This window comes from Mesorhizobium sp. Root102 (assembly GCF_001425625.1).
GTDB lineage: Bacteria > Pseudomonadota > Alphaproteobacteria > Rhizobiales > Rhizobiaceae > Mesorhizobium.
On sequence record NZ_LMCP01000001.1, the window covers coordinates 722,550 to 746,886 of the forward strand.

Annotated in this window: 19 protein-coding genes and 1 pseudogene; 8 read left to right on the forward strand and 12 right to left on the reverse strand. The window is 58.9% G+C overall.

The window, feature by feature from the left end; translation table 11 throughout:
• The first annotated feature begins 675 nt into the window (after window positions 1-675).
• Window positions 676-1,860: an acyltransferase gene (locus tag ASD12_RS03250; protein WP_056581848.1), complete on the forward strand. Its 1,185-nt coding sequence runs from the start codon at window positions 676-678 to the stop codon at window positions 1,858-1,860.
• 39 nt (window positions 1,861-1,899) lie between these two features.
• Here ASD12_RS03250 and ASD12_RS32675 read toward each other — a convergent pair whose 3' ends face one another.
• The 6 genes and pseudogenes from ASD12_RS32675 to ASD12_RS35695 form a co-directional block, all read right to left on the reverse strand.
• Window positions 1,900-2,706: a Crp/Fnr family transcriptional regulator gene (locus ASD12_RS32675; RefSeq protein WP_162252202.1), complete on the reverse strand. Its 807-nt coding sequence runs from the start codon at window positions 2,704-2,706 to the stop codon at window positions 1,900-1,902.
• 128 nt (window positions 2,707-2,834) lie between these two features.
• Window positions 2,835-3,611 (reverse strand): response regulator transcription factor, encoded by a 777-nt coding sequence (locus ASD12_RS03265; protein ID WP_056581851.1) that lies wholly within the window; start codon window positions 3,609-3,611, stop codon window positions 2,835-2,837.
• A gap of 505 nt (window positions 3,612-4,116) precedes the next feature.
• The gene (locus ASD12_RS03270; RefSeq protein ID WP_056581852.1) at window positions 4,117-5,433 is read right to left on the reverse strand and encodes a GMC oxidoreductase; all 1,317 of its coding nucleotides are present in this window, start codon (window positions 5,431-5,433) and stop codon (window positions 4,117-4,119) included.
• A 372-nt stretch (window positions 5,434-5,805) separates the two neighbouring features.
• Window positions 5,806-5,952 (reverse strand): MucR family transcriptional regulator, encoded by a 147-nt coding sequence (locus tag ASD12_RS35835; protein WP_320410768.1) that lies wholly within the window; start codon window positions 5,950-5,952, stop codon window positions 5,806-5,808.
• Window positions 5,953-6,037: 85 nt separating this feature from the next.
• A pseudogene (locus ASD12_RS35840) lies at window positions 6,038-6,211 on the reverse strand (MucR family transcriptional regulator); the annotation flags it as partial.
• Window positions 6,212-6,372: 161 nt separating this feature from the next.
• The gene (locus ASD12_RS35695) at window positions 6,373-6,504 is read right to left on the reverse strand and encodes a hypothetical protein (RefSeq protein ID WP_280139533.1); all 132 of its coding nucleotides are present in this window, start codon (window positions 6,502-6,504) and stop codon (window positions 6,373-6,375) included.
• A gap of 953 nt (window positions 6,505-7,457) precedes the next feature.
• Here ASD12_RS35695 and ASD12_RS03280 point away from each other — a divergent pair.
• Complete coding sequence (locus ASD12_RS03280; protein WP_162252203.1) at window positions 7,458-9,347, forward strand: DUF4838 domain-containing protein; 1,890 nt, start codon at window positions 7,458-7,460, stop codon at window positions 9,345-9,347.
• Between the two features lie 162 nt (window positions 9,348-9,509).
• Here the strand turns inward: ASD12_RS03280 and ASD12_RS33915 are convergent, their stop codons facing one another.
• The 5 genes from ASD12_RS33915 to ASD12_RS03300 all read right to left on the reverse strand — a co-directional run bounded on the left by ASD12_RS33915 (window position 9,510) and on the right by ASD12_RS03300 (window position 16,134).
• Window positions 9,510-9,767, reverse strand: a complete 258-nt coding sequence (locus tag ASD12_RS33915) for a hypothetical protein (RefSeq protein ID WP_156398528.1) — start codon at window positions 9,765-9,767, stop codon at window positions 9,510-9,512.
• A gap of 1,781 nt (window positions 9,768-11,548) precedes the next feature.
• Window positions 11,549-12,745, reverse strand: coding sequence for a mandelate racemase/muconate lactonizing enzyme family protein (locus tag ASD12_RS03285; RefSeq protein WP_056581854.1), 1,197 nt, complete (start codon window positions 12,743-12,745; stop codon window positions 11,549-11,551).
• Between the two features lie 38 nt (window positions 12,746-12,783).
• Window positions 12,784-14,142 (reverse strand): mandelate racemase/muconate lactonizing enzyme family protein, encoded by a 1,359-nt coding sequence (locus tag ASD12_RS03290; RefSeq protein ID WP_056581855.1) that lies wholly within the window; start codon window positions 14,140-14,142, stop codon window positions 12,784-12,786.
• Window positions 14,143-14,203: 61 nt separating this feature from the next.
• On the reverse strand, window positions 14,204-15,370 hold the full coding sequence (locus tag ASD12_RS03295; protein ID WP_056581856.1) for a mandelate racemase/muconate lactonizing enzyme family protein: 1,167 nt from the start codon (window positions 15,368-15,370) through the stop codon (window positions 14,204-14,206).
• Between the two features lie 53 nt (window positions 15,371-15,423).
• A complete protein-coding gene (locus ASD12_RS03300) occupies window positions 15,424-16,134 on the reverse strand; it encodes a GntR family transcriptional regulator (RefSeq protein ID WP_056581857.1) in 711 nt (236 codons plus the stop codon).
• Window positions 16,135-16,347: 213 nt separating this feature from the next.
• Here ASD12_RS03300 and ASD12_RS03305 point away from each other — a divergent pair, with 213 nt between their 5' ends.
• The 6 genes from ASD12_RS03305 to ASD12_RS03330 all read left to right on the forward strand — a co-directional run bounded on the left by ASD12_RS03305 (window position 16,348) and on the right by ASD12_RS03330 (window position 22,815).
• Window positions 16,348-17,826: a sugar ABC transporter substrate-binding protein gene (locus ASD12_RS03305; RefSeq protein WP_056581858.1), complete on the forward strand. Its 1,479-nt coding sequence runs from the start codon at window positions 16,348-16,350 to the stop codon at window positions 17,824-17,826.
• A gap of 77 nt (window positions 17,827-17,903) precedes the next feature.
• The gene (locus ASD12_RS03310; RefSeq protein WP_056581859.1) at window positions 17,904-18,863 is read left to right on the forward strand and encodes a sugar ABC transporter permease; all 960 of its coding nucleotides are present in this window, start codon (window positions 17,904-17,906) and stop codon (window positions 18,861-18,863) included.
• Entirely contained in the window at window positions 18,860-19,750 is an 891-nt protein-coding gene (locus tag ASD12_RS03315; protein ID WP_056581860.1) for a carbohydrate ABC transporter permease, read from the forward strand. The genes ASD12_RS03310 and ASD12_RS03315 overlap by 4 nt, the downstream gene beginning before the upstream one ends.
• A gap of 10 nt (window positions 19,751-19,760) precedes the next feature.
• Window positions 19,761-20,858, forward strand: coding sequence for an ABC transporter ATP-binding protein (locus ASD12_RS03320; RefSeq protein ID WP_056581861.1), 1,098 nt, complete (start codon window positions 19,761-19,763; stop codon window positions 20,856-20,858).
• A gap of 33 nt (window positions 20,859-20,891) precedes the next feature.
• Window positions 20,892-22,055 (forward strand): mandelate racemase/muconate lactonizing enzyme family protein, encoded by a 1,164-nt coding sequence (locus ASD12_RS03325; protein ID WP_056581862.1) that lies wholly within the window; start codon window positions 20,892-20,894, stop codon window positions 22,053-22,055.
• 19 nt (window positions 22,056-22,074) lie between these two features.
• Complete coding sequence (locus ASD12_RS03330; RefSeq protein ID WP_056581863.1) at window positions 22,075-22,815, forward strand: ribonuclease activity regulator RraA; 741 nt, start codon at window positions 22,075-22,077, stop codon at window positions 22,813-22,815.
• Between the two features lie 356 nt (window positions 22,816-23,171).
• Here the strand turns inward: ASD12_RS03330 and ASD12_RS03335 are convergent, their stop codons facing one another.
• On the reverse strand, window positions 23,172-24,062 hold the full coding sequence (locus ASD12_RS03335) for a LysR family transcriptional regulator (RefSeq protein WP_056581864.1): 891 nt from the start codon (window positions 24,060-24,062) through the stop codon (window positions 23,172-23,174).
• Between the last annotated feature and the right edge of the window lie 275 nt (window positions 24,063-24,337).

Genomic DNA, 24,337 nt, shown 5'->3' on the forward strand with positions numbered 1-24,337 from the left:
GGGAGACGCGCTCTGACACGTTGAAGCCAGGCAGGTCATGTCCCTGCGCTACGAGTCGAGCTGCCTTGGAGAAGCGCGCCGGCGATGGCGCGCAAACCATCGATATCGGCGCGATAGGTTGGAGCCGCCTGTGCTGAATGGAGCGATGCTGGACGAGAGGGTTTTCGACCGTCCAACATCACGCCGGCAGCGAGGCTGGGCCGACGAGCCTGATAGTGTGACATGCCGAGGCTGTATAACGGCACTCTCGCACCGCTGTCCGCCCGCAATAGGAGGTAACCTGCGGCTAATCGGACTACGCCGCGGACCAGCGAACATGATCGAAATGGCCTCTGAAACAACAGGGAGGCGCGGAGATCCGGGGGCTTTTCCCGATCGGAGCGGTTCGACGTGGCAACTTGCGGCCGTTTTGGCGTCCTGGCTGCCGAAGAGCCCGCCAATTCTGATCCGGTGCAGGTCAAGCTCCGCCCCGCTGCGGTTCAGCGCTCGCCTGCGGCAAAGGCGGGCCTCCGTTAATGTCCGCGATCCCGCAACGCGGCTGCTTGATCATCGGGAGGAGTTTTCCCGCGGCAGCCCACTACTTTTGGGCAGGGGTGTCCTTCGAATTCCTGAGCATTGCAAACTCTGGATCGGTGTAGGTTGGAATGGTCTGCGGGGACCAATTTGAAGGCTCAAATGGCTGTTGCGCATCCCCATTCTCTGAATTCATCCGACGCACCGCATGTCCTGCGCGACGCAACCGCGACACCAACTTCCGACAAGTCATTCAACGTGGCTGCGCACGGGCTTCGCGGCATTGCTTCACTGATGGTGTTCTTTGCGCATCTCCTAGGGGGCACGGCGGAGCACGTCTACGCTTCGAATTCGGCCTATGTCGCCGCCATTGGGCCGTTCTGGAATTTCGGCACCTTCGGGGTGTGCCTTTTCTTCGCCATCAGTGGCTTCGTTATCCTTCCGAGTGCGCTGCACTACAGTCCGCGTGAGTTTGCCGCCCGACGGTTCCTGCGCGTCTATCCGCTGTTCTTCGTTCTCAGTGTGCTGTACGTCGCGCTGAACGCAGCAACGAACCTTTATCCCGATACCAACAATCTCACCGCAATTCTCGCGGGACTGACGTTCCTGAATCTTTTCACCCACACAGAGCAGTTGACACCGAATGCGTGGAGCCTGACTTTCGAGGTCTGGTTCTATGTGTTTACCGGCGCCTTCGTGTTCCTCGCTATTCGTCGCCCCAGCAAGGTCGGCGTCGCCGTTTTGGGTCTGCTTGCAGCGTTCTTTATCGCCAGATACCCAATTGCCTTGTATTTCGTCGCGGGCGGCCTGATCCGACTTGCCTACGATCGATATGATTGGGTGCGTCTTGGTCACCATCGGCTCGCCGAGAGCGCGGCCCTGGCAACTTGCGTCTTTCTATCCGCCCGCGGCCACTACGACTATCACTTGTCCGATTTCCAGAATGCCGAAGTGCCAGTGCTGGTCGCCTCGACAGCGCTGTACTTCTGCCTTGCAGTTTCGCGAAACAGCTTGACGACGCTGTTGCTTGGCAATCGGCTTCTTCGCTACTTCGGAACAGTCAGCTACAGCCTGTACCTGGTGCATCCCTATACCTATCTTCTGACCCGCTCCGTCTTTTCGCACGCGCACCTCTTCACCGCCAATGTCGTCGTTTCGATGGGCGCCTTCGTTGTCGCTGCAGGTGCGATCACCTGGATACTGACGCATCTCGCGAACCGCACCTTCGAACTGTGGCCCTATGAGTTGGTCTATCATCAGAAGATCTACCGTTCGACATCGCAGCAGAACGCCGTTTGGTCGTGGCTTGGTTTAGGGACCAAGCGATTCGCGTGGCTGCGGGGATAACGCAGGTTGCGGCAGTCCACGACGTGAAGACATGGCCGATTAATCGTCAGATTTAGACAGCAGATCCGTCAGGCGGGACACATCGGGCACATAAAGCTCCTTTGCGCGGCGCAGCACGATCCCGACACTCTGAAGATAGCTGAGTTCGCGGGCCACGGCTTCGCGATGCGTGCCGATGCGATTGGCCAGATCCGTATGCGTGGGAATGGGAGAAATCAAAGCCGAACCGTCAGTGTCGATTTTTTCAACACACAAGCGCAGCAGCTCGCTATGCACGCGCGATCGAACGCTGAGTGTCGAGAGTTCAACGATGTGCTCGACAAGCGCGTGCTGGCGCTCGACCAACATTTGGACGACGGCTTGAAGAGCCTCCGGATCGTCCTTGATTATATCCAGGAAGGCCCGATTTCCGATGGAGGCGATGGTGCATGGTCCCGCGGCTTCAATCGAATAGGGCACTACAAGAAGGTCACCGCTTAAAGCCACTCCGTTGACGAGTGATCCCTGGTGCGCCGATGGGAGCCACACTATCTTGCCTGTACGGGTATAGACAGGGAAGCGAAGCTCGCCCGCCAAAAGAAAGAAAAGTCGATCGACCCTTTCGCCCGCCGGGATCAAGACATCACCGTCTTCGAGATGGAACCAATGACAGCGGCGGTTCATCTCGGCCAGCGTGGAGGGACGAATGGCGTGGAAATGCTCGATATCGCCCAGGTCCGGCCCTTGTGATGTGTTCCTGTCGGCTGCTGATGTGTTCCTGTCGGCTGCTGATGTGTTCCTGTCGGCTGCGGAACTGGACTCCCTCTCAGTCTGCGGAACAGAATATCGATCGGGCGGCTGTTTCATTTTTCGCCCCTTACAAAATGTCGATCGCTCATCAGGCCCTCCAAATTGAGGGCCTGATGAAGCCATCTGCCACAGTTGCCGTGGGCAAAAAAAACCATCACTTTTTGGACCGAGGCGGCAGCCATGCCTCAATTCCGCATAGTGATACCGTCATAAGGCGTCGTGTTAAGGATATAGGCTACCTCGGTACGATTTCTGGCGCGAAGCTTCTTCATGACATTGCGAATGTGCACCTTAACCGTACTTTCGCACATGTTGAGTTCGTAAGCGATAACCTTGTTTGCCTTGCCTCGACGCAACGCTTCGATCACCGACATCTGGCGTGACGTGAAAACATTGTCACCTTGCGGCTGCTTGGCTGGCTGGGTGTCCTTGATCGCCTGACCCGAATTAAAGAGAACACTGGGCGGTATGAAAGTCCCGCCGGCCGCGACAAGTTGGATCGCCTTTGCCGCAACCTGCAAGCTAACGCTCGTGGGGATGTAGCCACGGCTGCCGCTTTCTACTGCTTTGAGAACATCATCAAGGCTTTCGATATCCGACAGCATCACGATTCCCAGAGACGGCCTGGTTGCCGTGAGATGGGCAATCCGCGAAAGATGAAAGTCTGCTTGAGAGTTCGACCACATGACACAGAGCAAGACTGTCGAAACCCGTTCAGTCTCCTCTGGACTCGCGGCGTCGAACGCTTCGACGGTCGGATAGCGCTGGATGCGAAATGATGGCTCGATGAGCTCGAGGCTACTGGCGAAGCAGTCGCACATCAGCGGCCTGTCATCGATAATTGCTATCTCCAACCCCCCCCGCAAGGAGGAGGCAGATCCGATATGATTGACATCGGCAACAGGTGAATAATGAGCCAGATCGATTTTGACCGGCTGATCGGTATTGGACAGAATTGTCATGGCTTATCCCCAACCCAAAGGTTCAACTCAACATGAGCGGAATTCACCCCAACGGAGAAATCCGCCTTCGAAGACCCACCTCTTAATGACCTCCTTAATGACCTCCTTAATGCATTAGTAATAACTTGCGGATTGAAGCGGCGGTGTGACAAAACGCACAGCGTGAATATAATTGCATATTTTTGAGAGGATTAGATCCGACGTGGGCAGATGTCGTGGCGTGGAGGTCGGCTCCACCAAAAGGTGTATCATCAACGAAAAAGACGTCGTTCTGTGCCGGATGCTGTATATTACCAATTGCATCCATGGAATTCACGTGACGACAATTATAAATCTGTGGACGTTCGCAAGTATATCAGTTATATATGCAATCTTTTTCATTATTAAACGAAAGTATATATTTGGAGCCTCCCACGTTCCGATCCTCAAGCAACAAGCCGCCAGACGCGTGAAGCCTCCAAGCGCCGCCCCCGTCAACTAGGCCCCGCCAATCTGGAATTGATCTTTACTCAAGCCATTGCTGGAGGTGCCTGCTCAACTTAATGGCGAGTGCAACAATCGTCAGGGTGGGCATATCATTTCCCCCGGTTGGAAAGACGGAGCTCCCGGCGATGAAAAGGTTCGCGAGGCCGTGCACTTGGCATGAGGCGTCGACCACGCCAGTCCGTGGATCGTTGCTCATCCTCGTAGTACCCATGTGGTGCCTAACCCATCGGTATGGGATATCGTCCCCGTAGGCTGGGGCCTCGTGGGTGGGAGCTTGAACATCGATTCTATGGCCCAGCAGCCGCATCTCGTCAGTGATGATTGCCTGCACGCGCTCAAGAGTGCGCCGAACGAGAGGTCCCACCCTCCATTCCAGCTTCACGCGCGGGACATTGAATTCGTCAAGTCTTGTATCAAGCGTAACCCGGCTTTCCGGGTCCGGCTCCTGTTCGAGGATGGTGTCAAAGTGAAAGTGCCCCGCGCCCCGGCGTGAGTGCCCGATGCGCTCGATAGCTGATGCGATCGATCCTGCGGGATGCCGAAGGATGGTGCGGCCACTCCTGATAAGGTCGCGATGCAGGCGCCCCTTCCGCAGCCAGAAAGCAAGATAATGCAACGCTTCGGAACCATCCAAATCGCTGGCGCAAGGTCCCGGCTTGATCCACGTCCGGGAGCCCAGAAGGCGTTCACTTTCCCGAATCTCCGGGCGCAGCGCCAGTCCGAATGTAGCGGTCACGTCACAGTGTTTTTCCTGTGACAGATAAGGCCTGCGAGCCTCAGCGGATGGCACGTGAAAGGCTATGGCGGTGTCAGGACGGCAGATTTGCAGGCTTCCCCATTTTACGCGGGGATGCTCCATGAAATAGCGGCCAACGAGGTCATGCTCGTTGCCAATCCCATTCGGCATCTGTTGGTTTGAAACCAAGAGCAGGCGCGCGTTTTCGATCCCGCCGCAGGCCAGCACAAATGATCGTGCTTCGATCCGGAAACGTCTGTCTGGTGTACTGGCCACCTCGATGGAGCGAACACATCTTCCAGATGCGTCGGTGTCTAGCCGCAAGGCCGTGGCGTGAAGAACAACCTGCACGTTTTTCGCCGCTTGCAGCCTGGCGCGCAGTGTCGCCCCCAAATCCGGGATGGGACTGAGAAAGCATCGTTCTGAAAAGACCGGCCCATTCATTGGCAGGGCTGGGGAGCCCGGCCATTCGGCTTGCAAATCCTCGATGCCCAACAAACCGGCCGCCGTTTCATAGTCAGGGAGAAGCGAGTTACGGTCGACAGGCCATCCGCTCATGGGAATCCAGGACCGAGCCTCGAAATCGACGTGGTCCAGCATCTTGCACCACCCGCCCCAACCAGCTCTGCCGGTACTGCCGCCAAACTGGCGGATACGGCAAAGATCAAGCGCCTCGTAGGGTCTGCCTACAGAACGGCCGCGCGACAGTCTTTGGCGCCCGTGTTCGTATGTCAGCCCGCCGCTCTCGATGATGCATACACGATGTCGCGTTCCTTCAAACTGTGAAGCCAATGCCAAACCGGCTGCGCCCGCGCCCACGATGCACAGATCTGCCTCCAGGCGCGTGCCATGGGGAATGCTATTGCAATCCTCCATCATGGCGGCATAGATCGCGAGCAGGCAGCCGTCGCGGCAAAATCACCCGAACAGCGCAAGGAAGAACTGACGTTGAATGGCCGCAGAGCGATGCGGTCAGGTTCGTGAGGTCTGATCACTGGCGATCCGTTGTCCAAGCCTGATCCTCTTTGCCGCTTGCGAACGCAGCGCGGTGAAATTCGGCGCCGCCAACGGGTAGTCTCGGGGCAAACCCCATTTCCTGCGATAATCGGCCGGGGTCATTCCAATCGAGGTCAGATACCGCTTCAATGATTTTCATCCTGCGCCCATCCTCCAGGCTGATGATGAAATCCGGGGTCACCGATTTGCTGACTGGCACGGCGGGAATGAGCTTCGGTTTGGGTTTTTCCGCACCGCTCGCAAGGGCCTGCAAAGTGCGGACCAGATCCACCAGATCAGAACGCGACGCTCGGTTCCTGCTGACAAAGGCCGAAACAATCTTGACAGTTGATTCCAGGTGATCGACGGGGTCAGGGTGCATGGATCCGCTCTCAACTGACGATGGTTATCGTCCGTGGCCAGATGCGGAGCACGTCTTGGATCACTCGTTTGCCGAACTATCCAACATCAAATCGGGAGCATATGCTCCTGATCCTCCCCGCGTTTGGAACCCTTCAATGCCATCTGCAGGTGCCATTTCTGTCAATTGCCCTTGGTGGCGCTGAATCCATCCAAAAGTGGTAACCGATCGAGATGGCCGAGGCGCACTCGTTCGTTGGCACCGCGGCTCGTCGCGCCTCGTTTGTTGCGCGTTTTCTTGAAGATTGCCGACATCAACGCGCCTTCTACAGGACGATAATTGAAATATACCGGATATATTTGAGGCTCCTCGGGAGCCGCCCCTTCTGATTTCCGCTGACTGCTGCACAAGTAAGATAGCGCTATGCACGAAACCACGCGCAAATACCGTCCTGTCAGTTGTCACCAGTCCGAACCAGTATAACGCGCGGCCTCCTTCCACAAAGCGAGCGCGATCGTTGGCGAACGAGCTTTCACCTCAAAATCATGACCTCTGTATTTTCCGGCCGCGATCCACACTGTCTTTGAGCGCTGATAAACAGTGACGCCCAGAGAGCTGGCGACAGTTCGCCACTGGTTGTTACCCCCATGCATTGTAGCCCCGTCGCCATGCAACCGCACCTGACAACGACAATGCCAGACCAGAGTTGCACGGAATGTGACGACTTTAACACTTGCCCATCGGCTGCCATGCCGGTTTTGCCAACACCTGTCGATCTCGCCCCCCGCTTGGAGCAAGCAAACTCCTGGAACGAGGGGTAAGCGTCGAACCCTGCCAAACGTGGAAAGCGCGAAAAACAGCAAGCCACCAAGGGACAAGAACGTCCTTCACCCCCACCCAAAGGTTTAGCCGAAACGTCCAAAAGCCTATCTGGGATCAATACGCTACGGCAATACCATTCACTGATGATTTGCGTGCAACGGCAACCACTTCGCCTAGGATGCAACGCTTGATCGCCCGCCGGACCAACATGCGGCGGGCAATTTTCTTCGGATGGCGCCCATGCCTGCACCGCTCCACAAGCCACTTCGCGCAGTCACCAGAAGATGGTCCACCGTGTCGGATGATCGCGCGTAGGTAGGGTTTTGTTATGCGAGCACTGTCGCGGAGGACGTTTGCGCAGGGAGCTCTGTTAGGCCTGTCGCACTGGCTCGGCGTTTGCAGGCCGGCTGACGCGTACCATCAGCCGAGCGATGGTGTAACCCTGGTGGCGGAAGGCAGACCCGTCGTCACTCTGGTCACCCCCGATACGCCAACCGACTCTGTCCACTACGCTGCGGTGGAACTTCGCTGGCACATTGAAAAGGCCACCGGCTCCCAACCTGCCACAGTGACCGAGAGCAAGGTGACGTCGGCCAGGCTCGGCAAAACCCACATCTTTCTGGGCGATACCCAGTTTGCCCGAAAGGCCGGAGTCGATTTCGACGCCTTAGGGCCGGAGTCGTGCGCAATTCGCACCGTCGGCCGCCACCTGTGTATCGCAGGGCACGACACGAGCGGCAGTCCTGTTGATGTCAACACGTCTGCGGGAACGCTGTTCGGCGTCTACGAACTTCTCGATCGCTACTTCGCGGTTCGGTGGCTATGGCCAGGCGAACTGGGAACGTTTGTTCCGAAAGCAGAGTCCGTTGTCGTTCCTCTTCAAGATTGCGTCGTAACGCCTCGATTCATGCAGCGTCACGTGCGCACGGGCGCTGGCTTGAGGGCCAAAGATCATGCCGAGATGGGCTTCACCGCCGCGGCGGCTGAAGAATACATGAACGCCCAGGCTGCATTTCTGCGTCGCAACCGCATGGGTCGCCGAATCCCGGCGAGGTACGGCCATGCCTTCGTGAACTGGTGGCGGCAGTATGGTGCTGAGCATCCCGAATGGTTTCAGCTCGTCAACGGCAAACGAGGACCCTCATGGCTGGGTGGGCGCTTCTCGATGTGCATTTCCAATCCAGGTCTGCACGAAGAGATTGTCTCGCAGTGGCGTCAGCATGGAGGCGATCGCCCCGGGCATCTTCCAACCTTCGTCAACGCTGTTGAGAATGACGTCCCTGGCCAATGCGAATGCGATGCGTGCAAGGCGCTGGATGGTCCCGAACCACCGAGCTATCGGAAATTCATTCCGTCGAAGTCAAAGATTGCCAGCAAGCCTTTCGTATCCGACCGATATGCACGTTCATGGCAAGCCATCCAGCAGATCGCTGCGAAATACAATTCGAACGCGGTTGTCGTCGGCTACGCCTATATGAACTACTTCGCCGCTCCAACATCGGGCGTAAAATTGAGCCCGAACATCATGGTCGGATTTTGCCCGTCATCCTGGTTCTATCCCCGAAGTGGCGACGAGCAAGACTGGATAAAAGCCCAGTGGAGCGGTTGGGCGGACACACAAGCTAAACTTTTCATGCGGGCGAACTATTTTCTGGACGGGTATTGTATGCCGCACATATTTTCGACCCAGTTCGCCGACGAGTTTCAGAGCGCCGCGAACAACGGAATGGTCGGGACCGATTTCGATTCGCTGACAGGTCATTGGGCGACACAAGGCCCAAACCTTTACCTGTTGCTGCGTTTGCATATCCGTCCCGATGTGCCTGCCGATTCCCTCCTGTCCGAATATTACTCTGCCTTCGGCCCAGCGGCAGCTGACGTGAGGAAGTACTTTGATTTCTGGGAGGCGTATACGTCGGATGGGCGCGCCCGGCTGCATGACACCTTTGAGGCTCTTGGGGCTTCGCGTTGGCGAAGCTGGGCGAAAGCGGCGCATGCGATCTATCCAGAGGAGAGTTTTGCGCCAGCCGAAGCATTGCTCGACAGAGCAGCCTCCTCTGCAAACGGCGATCAGGAGGCATCCATGCGCGTGCAGTTCCTTCGATTGGGATTGCAGCACGCGAAGTTATGCTCATTGGCCGCCGCCAAGCTCACGCTCGGCAATCCAGACTCCAATTCCGAGAAAGGCCGGGCGGAACTGCAGGCGCTCTTAGCATTTCGTCGAGCGCACGAGCGCATGTGGATCTCCAACTTGAATCACTGCGCGTGGGTCGAAAGCACGAGCTGGACGCTTCCAGGCGTGGCAGTTCAATCTCAGGATCCCGATCCAGAATGATCTTCGTCAGCGAATGGAAGCGGGCCGTTAGTCACCGCATGCACTTTGCAAGGCGACGGACTCCCGCGTGCGCGGTAGGAGTCTCGACCGCGGCAAACGCACCCGCCAGCATACACGCCGGCAAGGTGCGCTCTTAGTCATTTGGCAAGATCGACAGGGCGATCAGTTGCCCTTGCTGCCCTTGCTGCCACCTTCTCCAGCGCCCCCGGACTTGCCTCCGGACTCACCGGCTCCGCCAGCCTTGCTGCCGGTTTCGCCAGCACCGCCGGCTTTGCCGGGTTCCGGAGCGCGACCTGCCTTGCCTGCTTCCACAGATTTAATTTTGGTCAAAGACTCTGCAAAGCTGATCGTCGAGATCGATTCAACAGACGCAACAAGAGAAATCGCGGAAGGAACGCGTCTATCGTGATAAGCCTTCATAACAATGTGACGTTCAGCTCCTGAGAATTTTGTCGCTTATCTTTCCGGAAGATCGAGTCTTGTTTTATGATGAGGCTGTCAGCATGTTTTATAATTAGTGAGCTCAATTTATTATCAACATTTACTCACATCTCCTTCAAAACAGGAGCATTAGCAATTTCTTGGATATCCGCATAGAACTTGCGAAGCGATGCGGCAGGCGACAACAGTCGCCTGACTTAATGGCAACCGTGGGCGGTCTAGCGTGCGCTTCGGCCAAGTAGAAACTGATCTATCTATTTAAAATTGTCGGGCGTTCGATCGCCAACGCGATCTGACTGTTTATTGCGTTCCTGACATCAGCCTGACAGATCCCAAAGTCCAGATGCAACCATTTGTTAACCATCTGACAATGTTGTTCTCAACATCCCGGAGATGTGATCGCTGTTCAGGCCTCTGTCATTGCGAGGCGCTAAATCCGTTGACCTGTGTACTGAGCGGCTTCCATCCACAATGCGAGTCCGATCGCAGGAGAGCGCGCTTTAACCTCAAAATGGCGGCCCAGGTGACTCCCCGTAGCTACCCACACTGTTTTTGAACGTTGATAGATCGAGACGCCGAGAGCACTCGCCCGATAGAAAATCGCTTCGTAATCGCGATGCATATGCTCTGGCCTTCGGCTCCTCAAATTGCCGGCAACGGTGCTCGTTCATTTGCATTTGACATAGATGCCGACTTTGTATGAATCCGAGATCGCGTCCGAAGAGCCCCCCTGCGACCGCTTGCCGAGCCACTATTGGCTCGTTGATGGGGAGCTACCAACCAACCCCGCAACTGGACGTTCCATGGGAACCATGGGACTTCAGTCTTATTTGCGATGCGGCTAATATATCTATAAATTGATCGACGCGGGGGACACCCAATCCAACCCGCATGGCCGGTGTGGCGCAAAGCAAAGCTGTCCAACGCAGTAAGCCGCACCGGCCATTCGTTTTCGACAAGACCCAGCCCCTCTGCCGCTTGCTGACCTCCGTCGGCTAGAGCCAACCTTGTTGCGTGAGTGCTAATATAGGCGTAATCTGCGTGGTGCGGAGAGGAACCCCAAGCTCCCGCCGCAGCGGCCGGCACGGGCGGCAAGGTGTCCCCTCTCAGGCAGCCTTGCCGGTCGTCTTGTTACGGCTGGCGCCAAGGGCCATTTCCGACCAAGAGACCAAGACGCGACCGCTCCCGTCATCTGACACAAGGCAAAGGGCCTTTTTGTCTATGGTGGATACCTGATCGTGCTGTGGTCGACACACAACCGAAACGGAGTAGTCCGATCATTCATTCCGTGATGTTGGAGACGGCGCTAGGTTATCAAGATTAGGGAAGCCTAATATGGATATGCAGCTTTCTTATACAGAGACAGCATCGGCCCAGGGCTGGGAAATGGGTCGAAATGGCGCAGAACTGTGCGCTTGGGCGAGTGAACGGGGCATCACGATTTACCGCCGTTCAAAGACAGTATGGATCGCAGCAGGAAGGTATCGGGGCCGCAATTTTGAAGTTAAGGGACGTTCGCCAGCGATTGCGCTCGCATTGTGGGTGGAGGGTGCGCAGTACACAGGTCAAAGGTTTTACTTGGTGCACTGAGACGCCAATTGCCACAAGGTGCGCTACCTCGCAGAAGGTCTTTAGCAGCGAGGCGAATGCGGGGCATTACGATTTTGCCGAGCTTCCGTTTCTGACCCGAAGCGATCATTCCGAATGCCAATTTGCGTGAAGCGGTCCGCGTGGTGCAGGGTGGTTAAAGAAGAATGGTTTCAGTCAAAGAAGCCCGCATCCTCTTCCCTGAGGTACTTCCTGGCTGCTTCGGCGTCGATGTCGACGCCCAGACCCGGCGCTTCCAGCAGGTCCATCATGCTGTCCTTCACGATCTGCTTGGGCAGGCCGATGACGATGTCGTTCCACCACGGGTCCGAGGCGCTGGGATATTCGAACGCCACGTAATTGGCGGGCAAGGTGGCGCATACGTTGATCAGCGCGCCGAGGCCCAGGAGGCCGTTCGCGGTGCCGTGCGGGGCCATCAGGATCGAGTGCATATAGGCGTGCTCGGCCACCCATTTGAGCTCGGCGATGCCGCCAATATCGGCAGGATCGGGGCCGATGACGCGCACTGCCTGCGTCTCGATCAATTCCTTAAAATTGTGCCGCAGGTAGATCTGCTCTCCTGTGTGGATGGGGGTGGACGTCGATATCGTAAGTTCGCGGTAAGCCTGCGGATTGACCCATGGCACGTAGTCACCCGTCAGCATGTCCTCTAGCCACATGAGATTGTACTTTTCAACCGACTGCGCAAAGCGGATAGCGTCGGGCAAGAACCAGCCGGGGCCGCAATCCAGCGCGAGCGAAACCGTGTCGCCGAGCACCTCCTTCATGGCGATGACGCATTCGATCATATGCGTCATGCCGCGCTCGCTAATCTGCCCCTGGTCCATCGCGCCGTGATAGGTCGGCGGCTGGCGGATACCGTAGTGGAAGTCAGGCACGCTCGTCTTCATGTTGGAGTGGAAGCTGATACCTTGCTTCACCATGAAGAAGTTTTCGGGCCGCTCCATCATCCATTTGACGTCGGCCGCGTAGTCCTCGGGTTTGTCCCCGGTGCGCTTTTTGCGGATCGAACCGTTATAGACCCGCACCTTGTCGCGCACCTTGCCGCCGAGCAACTTGTAGACCGGAACGCCGGCCGCCTTGCCCGCGATGTCCCACAGAGCGTGCTCGATGACGCTGACGGCGGCGCCGTACGGCTTGAACGAGCCCCGCTGCCGGATCTTCAGCATGCAGCGTTCGACGTCGGTCGGGTCTTCACCGATTAGGGCGTCGCGGAAATGCAGGACCCAGGGCTTGAGATAAGGCTTGGTGTACTCGACCTCGCCGAGGCCATAAAGGCCTTCGTCGGTCACGATGCGGACGATAGGATGTTTGCCGATGACGGCGCACCGGAGATCGGTGATCTTCATGCTTTCCCCTTCTTGCGTTCCCTCAAGAGGTGAGGCGGTCAGCTCCAGGTCCGGTCCCAGGAATATTCGTCATCCCAGTGATCGGTCGGTTGCCAGATGCCTTTGACCCCTTCCTGCAGGTGCTGACTGATGACTTCATCAACCACGTCGTCGATGCCCAGGCCCGGTCTGTCGGGCACTGTGATGAACCCGTCCTTGACCAGCGGCTTGGGCAAGCCCGTGACGATATCGTCCCACCAGTCCACTTCCACGCTGTGATATTCGAGCGCCATGAAGTTCTCCGTGGCCACGGCGACATGCGCGGCGGCCATCGCGGCGATCGGGCTCTCCGCCATGTGAATGGCCATGGCAACGCCATGTTCTTGCGCCGCGTCGCCGATCTTCTTGGTCTCGAGGATGCCGCCGGTGGTAAGCAGGTCCGGGTGGATGACCGAGATGCCTGAGTTGAGCAGCGGCTCGAAGCCTTCCTTGAGGTAGATGTCCTCGCCGGTGCAGATCGGCACGGATGTTGCCTGCTGCAACTGCCGATACTGCTCGGTGTATTGCCAGGGGATCACGTCCTCGAGCCAGGCTGGGGCGTATTTCTCGATCCGCCGGGCGAGACGGATGCCATCCTGCAGCGAGATGTGGCCGACATGGTCGATAGCGAGCGGGATCTCGTAACCGATCACCTCTCGGACCTCGTGGATATATTGATCAAGCAGGTCGATGCCCTTTTCGGTGAAGTGGAGGCCGGTGAAAGGATGCGGCACGTTCTGTGCGTCATAAGCGGCATTGCGCGCCCGGCGCTCGTCCAGCGTGCGTGCCCGGCCGCGACCGGCATGCGTGCGGAATCCGTCGAGCACGCCAGCCGGCGCGACCACCGCGCCTGGTATGTGGGAGATCTGCGCCAGCCCGAGGTCCATCTTGAGGAACGTGAAACCGAGAGCCATCCGCGCCTTGAGCCGCTTGCCGGTCTCGGTGCCGCTGGGCTTCTCCGCATCGGTATCGCAATAGACACGCACCTTGTCGCGGAACCGTCCCCCGAGCAACTGGTAGATCGGCACGCCATAGGCCTTGCCGGCAAGGTCCCAGAGGGCGATCTCGACTGCCGAGACACCACCACCCTGCCGCCCATGGCCGCCAAATTGCTTGATGCGGCGAAACAGCCGATCGATGTCGCAGGGGTTCTCGCCCAGCAACCGGCTCTTGAGCATCAGCGCATAGGTCGCGCTGGCGCCGTCACGCACTTCGCCCAGGCCGACAATGCCCTGGTTGGTGTAGATCTTGATGAGCGCCGAGGTGAACGGGGCGCCAACGATTTCGGCTACCCGCATGTCGGTGATGCGAAGCTCGGACGGCTTGGAGTTGGTGTTTACCCGATTGAGCGCCTCGTCGGCTCCACGCATTTTTGGCATGGCTTATCCTCGTTCTGGTCGGCGGGCTTGTTGCGCGCGGGCCTGCCCGCATAGGGCGTTGCTAGCCCAATTCAATCTCATGGGCCTGCAGGTAGTCGCGGTCCATCTCGATACCGAGACCGGGCTTCGACGTCAGCTTGAGGCTGCCGTTCGATACGTCGAGTGGCCTGTCGATGAGATGATCGTATTTGCCCAGGTTCCACTCCGACGTTTCGAGCTTGTAGAAATTGGGAACGGTCATCATCACCTGCGCTCCAGCAACCACGTTGATCGGCCCCGCGGCGTCATGCGGCGAGACCGGGATGTAGTAGGCTTCACATAGAGCGGAAATCTTCTTGAGTTCGGTAATGCCGCCGGTCCAAGTGACATCCGGCATGATGTAGTCAGCCAGCCTGTTCTCAAGGACCGGCACGAAATCCCACTTCGTGTGGCCACGCTCGCCCCACGAGATGGCGGCACTGACCTTCTCACGCACTTGCTTGAGGGCGTTGAGGCTCTCAGGCGGGCATGGCTCCTCAAACCAGTCGATCTGGCCGGCTTCCTCGAGGCTCCGACAGAGGCGGATGGCAGTGGGAACGTCGAAGCGGCCATGCGCATCGATGAGAATGTCGACATCAGGCCCCGCCGTTTCGCGGATCAGGGCCGTGAGTTCGGCGGCTTCGCGCTCGTCCTTGCGGGTCATGCTGCCATCGAGGTAGCCGTCCCGCTGTTCGCGGGAAAGGCCATCGGCGCCACGGCCCTGGTGGGGGAAAGGGTCGAACTTGAGCGCGGTGTGTCCGGACTCGACAATGTCGCGAATTTCGCGGACCACAGCCTCCTTGCTGGTGAATTTGGCTTGGTTGGGATGGGTGTAAAGCGAGATTTCATCGCGCACGGATCCGCCCAGCAGCTCATAAATCGGCTTGCCGAGGACCTTGCCCCGGATGTCCCAGAGCGCGATATCGATAGCACTTACGCATTCAACAGCGGCGCCGCGGCTGCCCATGTAGGTGAAGCTGCGGAAAATCTTGTGCCAGAGATACTCGATACGCGCCGGATCCTCGCCTGTCACGGCGACACCGATCTGTCGCAGGATCGTGCAGAGGGCTCGGTTGGCGAGCCTTGTGGTGGTGGTGATCTCTCCCCAGCCACTCACCCCTGCGTCGGTCGTCACCTCGACGAACAGGAACTCTCCCCAATAGGAAGCATCGGACTTGATCAGCCACGGCCGAACGCTCGTGATTTTCATCTCAATTGCCTTTGTCTGGAATGGTCAGGCCACGAGGTTCTGGACCGGACATTCTATCCGGCCCGAGCGGCGTTGCGCGCACGCATCTGTTCAAGAACGTGCCGGCCGGAACCCTCGACATGGCGGGAAATGAGTTCGCCTGCCTCGTCGGCATTTCCCGCCTTTATATGCGCGATGAGTTCGCGGTGCTCACGCATGATGGCGGCCCGCCGCGCGAGCGTGAAATTGAAACGCCGGCTAACGGCTCGCAGCACTTCGCGATGCTTCCACCAAAGCTCGGCGGCATGACGGTTATAATGGCGCTGGTACATCACGGTGTGGAAGGCGGTATCCAGTTCACTATGCCTGAATGTGTCGGCGAAGTTGTTCTCTTCGATCAGGCCCTGGATACGTTCGAGTTCGGCGATGTCCTCGCTGGTAGCCATATTCACAAACCATCGCGTTAGGGCTGGCTCGATCAGAACACCGATCTCGTAGATATCCCGGACAAAATCCTGATCTATGGGTCGGACGCGCGCCCCACGGTTGGCGACAAAGGTGACAAAGCCCTCGCCGCGCAACAACTGCAGCGCCTCGCGCACGGGATTGGTCGAGGTGCCGTGACGCCGGGCGAGATCGGTGACCACAAGGCGCTCGTTGGCAGCGAGCCGTCCCTCAATAATGTCTTCCCTGATCAGTTCATAAAGCGAGGCGCCCTCGCTGGAGGCACCGATAGGGTCAATCCCCAAGGGTGGCTCTGCTTTGAAATCGCTTGTTTCGGCCAACGCCGGCTCCCCAAGATTATACACATTTTCTCCGATATCATACACGGCATTCGCAGACAATGTACGATCTGGTGCGTTGACAGGCAATTCACGATCTGAAAACGTACTAAGTGGTCGAACGGGTACATAGACCGAGAAGCATCCCCGCGGTCGACCAAACAAGGACCGCTTTGCCTCGGCCCGGAGCGGCATGGGAGAACCAGGAGGATACCTATGACGAGGATTACGCTCGGCAGTGCGGTCCTGCGCGGCACTGTCGTCGGAGTTTTGACGGCCTCGCTGATGTCTACATCAGCGCTGGGTGCGCCGCCGGTCGACCTGAGCAAGTGGTCGCCGGAATATGTGCGCTCCATCGCGGGCACACAGGATTTCGACACGGCGGCCGATTGTGCCAAAGTCACCCCGCTCGACTACAAGGGGCGACTCACTTTCTGGTATCAGGGGGTGTTCGAGGGCGATCCCGACCTCCTGCGCCAATACTACAAGGATTTCTTCGAGACCTTCCGCAAGACCTATCCGAACATCCAGCTCGAGGATCAAGCCCTCACCTACAACGACCTTCTCGACAAGTTCCGCACGGCACTCTTGGGCAATGCCGCGCCGATGGCTGTCCGGCTGCAAATCCTGGGCGGCACCGAGTTCGCCTCGAAGGGCTATCTGCAGCCGCTCAAGCCCGAGGATGTGGGCTATTCAACCGAGGATTTCTGGCCCGGCGCCATGAAGGCCGTGACCTGGGAGGGTGTGACCTACGGCATTCCGACCAACAACGAGACGATGGCGTTCATCTGGAATGCCGACATCTTCAAGCGTGCGGGGCTCGATCCGGACAAGGCGCCGGCAACCTGGGACGACGTCGTCAAGTATTCCAAGCAGATCCACGACAAGCTCGGCATTGCCGGCTACGGCCTCGTGGCTCGCAAGAATGCCGGCAACACGCCGTACCGCTTCATGCCGCAGCTATGGGCCTATGGCGGCGGCGTCTTCGACGAAGCCACCGCGAACCCGACCTACGGCGAGGTCGAACTCGACAGCCCGCAGAGCAAGGCGGCGCTGCAGGCCTCGTACGACATGTATGTTCGCGACAAGTCGGTTCCGGTTTCGGCGCTCACCAACCAGCAGGCCGATAACCAGCCTCTGTTCGTCGCCGGCCAGCTCGGCATGATGATCTCGCACCCGTCCGACTACAACGTCATGCTCGACCTGCAAAAGAAAGCGACGGGCACCGACAAGGACAAGGCGCAGACCGTTATCGACAACATGCGCTATGGCCTGATTCCGACCGGCCCCGACGGCAAGCGCGCGGTCGTGTTCGGCGGTTCGAACATCCACATCCTGAAGCCCGAATATGTCGAGGGCGGCAAGGTGGACGAGCCGGCTGCAAAGGCTATCATCTGCATGTGGTCCAGCCCGGAATGGTCGTTGAAGATGGCTTACGCCGGCTCGAACCCGGGCAACCTTAATGGCTTCAAGACCAAATGGATGAAGGAACGTCTGGACAACATCAAGTTCCTCGATGTCACGACATCGATGCTGCCATACGGCATCCCGTTCCCCGCGCTGCCGCAGTCCCCCGAGATCATGAACATCATTGTCCCGGACATGCTGCAGAATGCTCTGACCGGCGCGATGACGGTCGATCAGGCAGCGGACGACGCGGCCAAGAAGGTGAAAGACCTGATGGGCGGACTCTAGTCCGAGCCTGACCTGCGACCTGACCGGCTGCGCCGATCGTGCAGCCGGTTCGTTCCGAAGAACAAGGGCACGCCACAGTGACGATCGTGACCGGCAAGGCCGAGGTTCGCCGAAGATTGCAACCCGGCAGATCCGGGGTTCTGCGGAAGATATGGGAGCATCGCGCGGACTATGCGTACGTGCTCCCTGCGATCGCAGTGATGCTCATCGTCATCGCCTATCCGATCTACTACACGATCGAGCTGTCGTTCTTCAAGACTCCGCCTGGCCTGCAGCTCCGCGACAAGAGCTTCATCGGCTTCGACAATTACACGGCCATCCTCACCAGCGAGGTGTTCTGGAAAGTCACCTGGAACACGCTGATCTGGACACTGGGTTCGACATTCATTTCCTTTGTCCTGGGGTTTGGCGCCGCGCTGGCGCTCCACCGCGACTTTATCGGCCGGGGTATCCTGCGCGCTATCCTGATCATCCCTTGGGTCATCAGCGCAGTTGCCGCTTCCTATATCTGGAAGTGGATCTATCATTCGGATTTCGGGATCATTGGCGCGGTATTGGTCGGCCTCGGATTGGCGGACCGACCACCGAACTTCATCGACAATGTCAGCACGGTGCTGCCCTCGCTGATCGTCGTCAATATCTGGCGCGAGTTTCCGTTCGCCATGATCATGATGATGGCCGGCCTGCAGACCGTCCCCGACCAGTTGCTGCGCGCCGCCGAAGTCGACGGGGCCAATGCATGGCAGCGCTTCTGGCACGTCACCTTCCCGCACTTGCGCAACGTCTCGACGGTGACCATCCTGCTGCTCGCAGTCGCCAACTTCAATTCGTTCATCATCCCCTGGATCATGACCGGCGGCGGGCCATCGAACGCTTCGCATATCTGGATCACGCACATTTATGAGCTCGCCTTCGGCCGGCAGCGCTGGGGCGTCGCATCGGCCTATTCGGTGCTCCTGTTCCTCATGCTGATGGTGCTGGGGTACTTCTACGTCCGTGCGCTAGCCGGCAACGACCGGAAAGAGGGGAGCGCATGAGCATGACTGTCGAGACAGCCCCTCGAGGCCAGACCCGTCGCAGCATGCGCGTCGACGGATGGCGGTGGGCGGGGCGCATCTTCCTCGTGTTCATGCTGCTTTACACCGCATTGCCGATGATCTGGATGCTGATCACCTCGATCAAGTCCGGGTTCGCGGCGATGCAATTCCCGCCGCAATGGTGGCCTGACCAGCCTACCCTTGCCAGCTACGAGAAGTTGCTCGATCCGCAAAACAGCGTCGGCCAGGACTTCCTCCGCTTCTTCTGGAACAGCCTTTTCGTGTCGACGGTCACGACAATCCTTTCGGTGATCGTAGCTGTTCCCGCCGCCTACGCGTTTTCGCGCTTCAGTTTCCCGGGCCGGAACTTCCTGTTCTTCGCCGTGCTGCTGCGTAACATGTTCCCGGCGGTGATCTTTCTCGTGCCGCTCTTCATCCTGATGCGCGCGATCGGGCTGGTGAACACGCATGGCTCGCTCATTCTCACCTATCTCACCTTCGGCCTGCCGCTGGCGATCTGGCTGCTCAAGGGCTTCTATGACAACATCCCGGTTCAGCTCGAGCAGGCGGCGCGCATCGATGGGGCAACGCGGTTCCAGGCCTTCATCCTGATCGTGATGCCGCTTTCGACGCCGGGGATCATCGCCACCGCGATCTATTCCTTCATCGGCGCATGGAACGAGTACATCTACGCCTACACCTTCCTTTCCAAAAACGACCAGTTGACCCTGCCGGTCGGCATCCAGCGTTTCTTCTCGGAAAATACGACGGACTTTCCGGGCCTGATGGCGGCCAGCTTTATGATGAGCGTACCCGTCGTGGTGCTGTTCCTTGTCCTGCAACGATACTTCGTACGCGCCCTTACAGAAGGCGCGGTCAAGCACTAGGGAGTTGCCGATGGCCCACGTGGTCCTCAAAGATCTCGTCAAGACCTATGGCAGTTTCAAAGCTGTCAACGACGTCTCGCTGACGGTCAATGACGGCGAATTCGTTGCGCTCGTCGGCCCTTCAGGCTGCGGAAAGACAACCACGCTCAATCTCGTCGCGGGGCTGATCCCGATCACATCGGGCGACATCGTCATCGGGGACCGGGTGGTCAACGACCTCGACCCCAAGGACCGTGACATCGCGATGGTGTTCCAGAACTACGCTCTCTATCCGCAGAAATCGGTTTACAAGAATCTGGCGTTCCCGCTGCAGATGCGCAAACTGCCCAGGGACGAGATCGACAAGAAGGTCAGGGAAGCGGCGCGAGTGCTCGACATGACGCAGCTGCTCGAGCGCAAGCCACGCGAACTTTCGGGCGGGCAACAGCAGCGCGTGGCCCTGGGCCGCGCTCTCGTTCGAGATCCGGCGGTATTCTTGATGGACGAACCGCTCTCCAATCTCGACGCAAAGCTGCGGGTGCAGATGCGGTCCGAAATCAAACGGTTCCATCAGGACCTCAAGGCGACCATCATCTATGTGACGCACGACCAGCTCGAGGCCGTGACCATGGCGGACAGGATGGCCGTGATGAACGGCGGCTATCTGCAGCAATACGATTCGCCGGCGCAAGTTTTCGCCCATCCCGTCAACATGTTCGTCGCGAGCTTCATAGGCAGCCCGGCGATGAGCCTTATTCCGCTGGAGGCATCGACGGCAAACGGCTGCACCGTTCTGACGAGCGCGGAAGGCTGGAGCCTCGAGCTGTCGCAACTCAACGCGCGCAAGGTCCAGAAAGCGACCACCCGGAAGGTCGTGCTCGGTGCGCGCCACTCGACGATCAAGCTGCACAAGAGCGCGGTCACCGGTGCCATTCCGGCCAAGGCCTATACGGTGGAACCAACCGGAGATGTCACCTTCGTGCAGGCGTTCCTCTCCGGCGCCATCGTCAACATCAGCGTGTCCCCCAACATCGCCGTCAAACCTGATGAGCAGATCTGGCTCGAGTTCGACCAGGAGCGGATGCACCTGTTCGACGGCGAAACTGAAATGGCTCTGGAGGCCTCCTGAAACAGGGTGGATGCGTTTGGAACGTGGACGCTAATGACTACGAAGCTCAAGATTACCGATATCAAGCCCTATCCAGTATGGGTAGGAACGCGCAACCAGATGCTGGTCAAGGTCGAGACCGACCACGGCATCTTCGGCTGGGGCGAGAGCGGCTTGAGCGGCCGCGAGAGGGCCGTGGTCGGCGCGATCGAGCATTATCGCGAGTTTCTCATCGGCCGCGACCCCATGCAGATCGGGCGGATCTGGCAGGAGGTCTATCGCAGCCAGTACTTCGAAGGCGGGCGGGTTCTGCAGGCGGCGATTTCCGCTATCGACATCGCCCTTCACGACATCAAGGGCAAGGCGCTGGGAGTGCCGGTCTACGAACTGCTGGGTGGAAAGCAGCGCGACCGCATCCCCACGTTCGCCTCGACCGGAGACGAGGCCGAGGGCGATGCCGCCATTGAACGCGCCCGCGAACTGTGCGCACAGGGTTGGCAGGCGATCCGCTTCTTCCCCGTCGGGCAAAGCAGCAGGGACGTCTTCGAGCCGCGCGAGTCGATCGGCGCTACCGCGAGAATGCTAAACAGGGCGCGCGAGGCGCTCGGCGACGACGTCGTCCTCGGCATCGATTATCATCACCGACTATCGGTGGCAGAGGCGGCGAGCTTCTGCAACAAACTCCGCCGCGGCGTGCTCGATTTCCTCGAGGAGCCTATACGCGACGAGACACCGGAGGCCTACGAGTCCCTGCGTACGATGACTGAGATCCCCTTTGCCATCGGCGAGGAATTTGCCAGCAAGTGGCAGTTCCTGCCCTACATCGAGCGTGGCATTCATCAGTTCAACCGGCTCGATGTTTGCAATGTCGGCGGGCTCACCGAGGCGATGAAAGTCGCTGGCTGGAGCGAGGCGCATTACGTGGACCTGATGCCGCACAATCCGCTTGGTCCAGTGTGCACGGCCGCGACCGTGCATCTCGCCTGCGCGGTACCCAACTTCGCGTGGCTCGAGACCAGGGAGCCCGAAAGAAAGCTGGGCTTTGACAATTCCGACTTCTTCCCCGTGCAACCACGGCTCGACGGCCCCGATTATCCGGTGCGCGATCTGCCAGGGCTCGGCGTCGAGGTCAACGAAGCTGCGATCCAGGCGGAGAGCTTGCGTTTCTGGGAAGCGCCTCACCTGAGACGCCGCGACGGTTCCGTCACGAACTGGTAGTTTCAACCGGAGTCCGATAATGACGCATACACCCGACATCACGCGGCCGCCCAAAGATTTGATCGACGCGCTAAGAGAGATCGGCGCCGCGACGGTTGCCGGCACGCTTGGCCACATGGGCTTCCGCAATCCCCACATGGTCGGTCCGGTGGCGCAGAACCATGGGAAGTCGATCGTCGGGCCGGCGCTGACGCTGCAGTTCTTGCCGCAGCGGCCGGACCTGTTCAGCGAGGGAGAATATGCCGATCCCGAGACGCAACTGCATCGGCACGTGCTGTATCACGCGCAGGAAGGCGATGTGGTCGTGGTGGACGCGCGCGGCGATATGAGTTCGGGCGTCTTCGGCGATATGATGTCGACGTATTTCAAGGGCAGAGGCGGCGCGGGCATCGTCATCGACGGGTGCATGCGCGACCGGCCCAATGTTGAAAAGCTCGACCTGCCCCTATGGCTGCGCGGCTGGACGCCCAACTACCATGTGCAAACCAGCATCTATCCGAACGCGGTCAACGTTCCAATTGCCTGCGGCGGTGTAACGGTGGTCCCCGGTGACATTATCGTCGCCGACGACGACGGGGTGGTGGTGCTTCCCGTCGCAATGGCCACGAAGGTCATCGAAGAATCGAAGAAGCATCACGATTGGGAGGAGTTCTCGCGAATGAAGCTCATGGAGGGCGCGCCGTTGCAGCGCTACTATCCGCTGCATGACGATGCCCGCGGGGAGTACGAGGCCTGGCGGCAAGCCAACCCCAAATCCTGATAGACGGGACATTGGTCGCGTCGTCTTATGCAACTGCTTGCTGAGCAGTGCCGAGGCCTTCTCGACATGTCGAATGCCGCTTGCGGGAGCGCGCTGTGCTCGGACTGGGCGTCGCGACCGCGAGTCCAGTGTTTCCACGACTGTGGAAGCTTTCCACGATTTGCTCGGTTTCAGCGACTATCGGTATCAATCGGTCGATTTCTTTCTGACGGCCGCCGACCGAGCCGTACCGGCAGTTCCCAAACAAAGACCGTCACGAGGCTGTCTACAACCAGGGTCCGTCGCGAGATTTACATCGGCTTCGTAGTTGATACAGCGGTACGCTCGAGACAGCGTCATCGGTTACCTGCTGCTCATCAGTCGCGCGATACAGACAGCCCCGCGAGAAGCGGAGCGTACGCGGCGAGCCTGCGGGATATGAACTCGGTGAAGAGCCGCACGCGCTTCGTCTTGCGTGTCTCACCCTGCGTGAGAAGCCAGAGCGTTCCGTACATGTGCAGGTCGGTGCCCGGCACCCTCACCAGTAGGGGGTCGGCATCGCCGACGAAGCACGGCAGTGTCGTGATCCCGAGCCCTTGCCGTACGGCAACGATCTGCGCCTCGCCGTCCGTGGTCCTGAACGGAACCCCCGTGGTGCGAATCTCGCTGGCCCAATCCGGAATTCCATGAATGCTTATGACGATCCACCGGATGGGATCAGGCGCGCCCGCACGCCCTGCGGCTAGTCGATCCCGGGACATGTAGACGCCGCCGAACAGGTCCGGTCCCTTCAGGCCGTGAAGATTGAGCGGCAGGGTTTTGCGGTCGTAGACGACGCGGATCGCCACGTCGGCCTCTCGGTTGGTCAGATTTGCCAGCTCGCCGGACGACAAGATTTCCATCTCGATGTCCGGATGCAGAAGCGCGAAATCGGCGAAGTCCGGCATGAGCAGGTGTGTCGCAAGGGTCGGTGCCAGTGTCACCCGCAGAAGCCCGCGCACGCTCTGGTCGCGCCCGAAGACGCGCGTCTCCAGCTGGTGCGACGACGCTTCCATCTGGTTCGCGAGCTCAAGGACTTCCTCGCCTGCAGCCGTCAGGCGGTAGCCCGAAGGCAGCTTTTCGAACATGTGCGCGCCAAGACGTTCCTCGAGCTGGGCGATGCGTCGCAGCACGGTTGAATGATTCACCCCGAGGTGCGCGGCAGCAGCCCGCACCGAGCCTCCGCGTGCGACGGCAAGAAAGTAGCGAATGTCATCCCAGTCGATCATGGTGCAATCTCGCACCGCGAGGTGCGCCTTCCAAAGCCCGTGTCCATCACATCGAACAACATCTCGTATGTGGGTGGCGCCGGGCGGTCATCATAGCCCATGCCGACAAGCACGGTCCAATTCCGAACGGCGGACGCCGATCGTCGCGGCTGGCGTCCGTCGTCCAGCCGGATCGATTTTGCACCACCGATGTGCGCATTTCCGCACTCAAAGCCTGACCCCGGCAGACTTATTTCCTGGCTCTCGGGGTTCTTCCCGAACGACCAAAGGCAGAG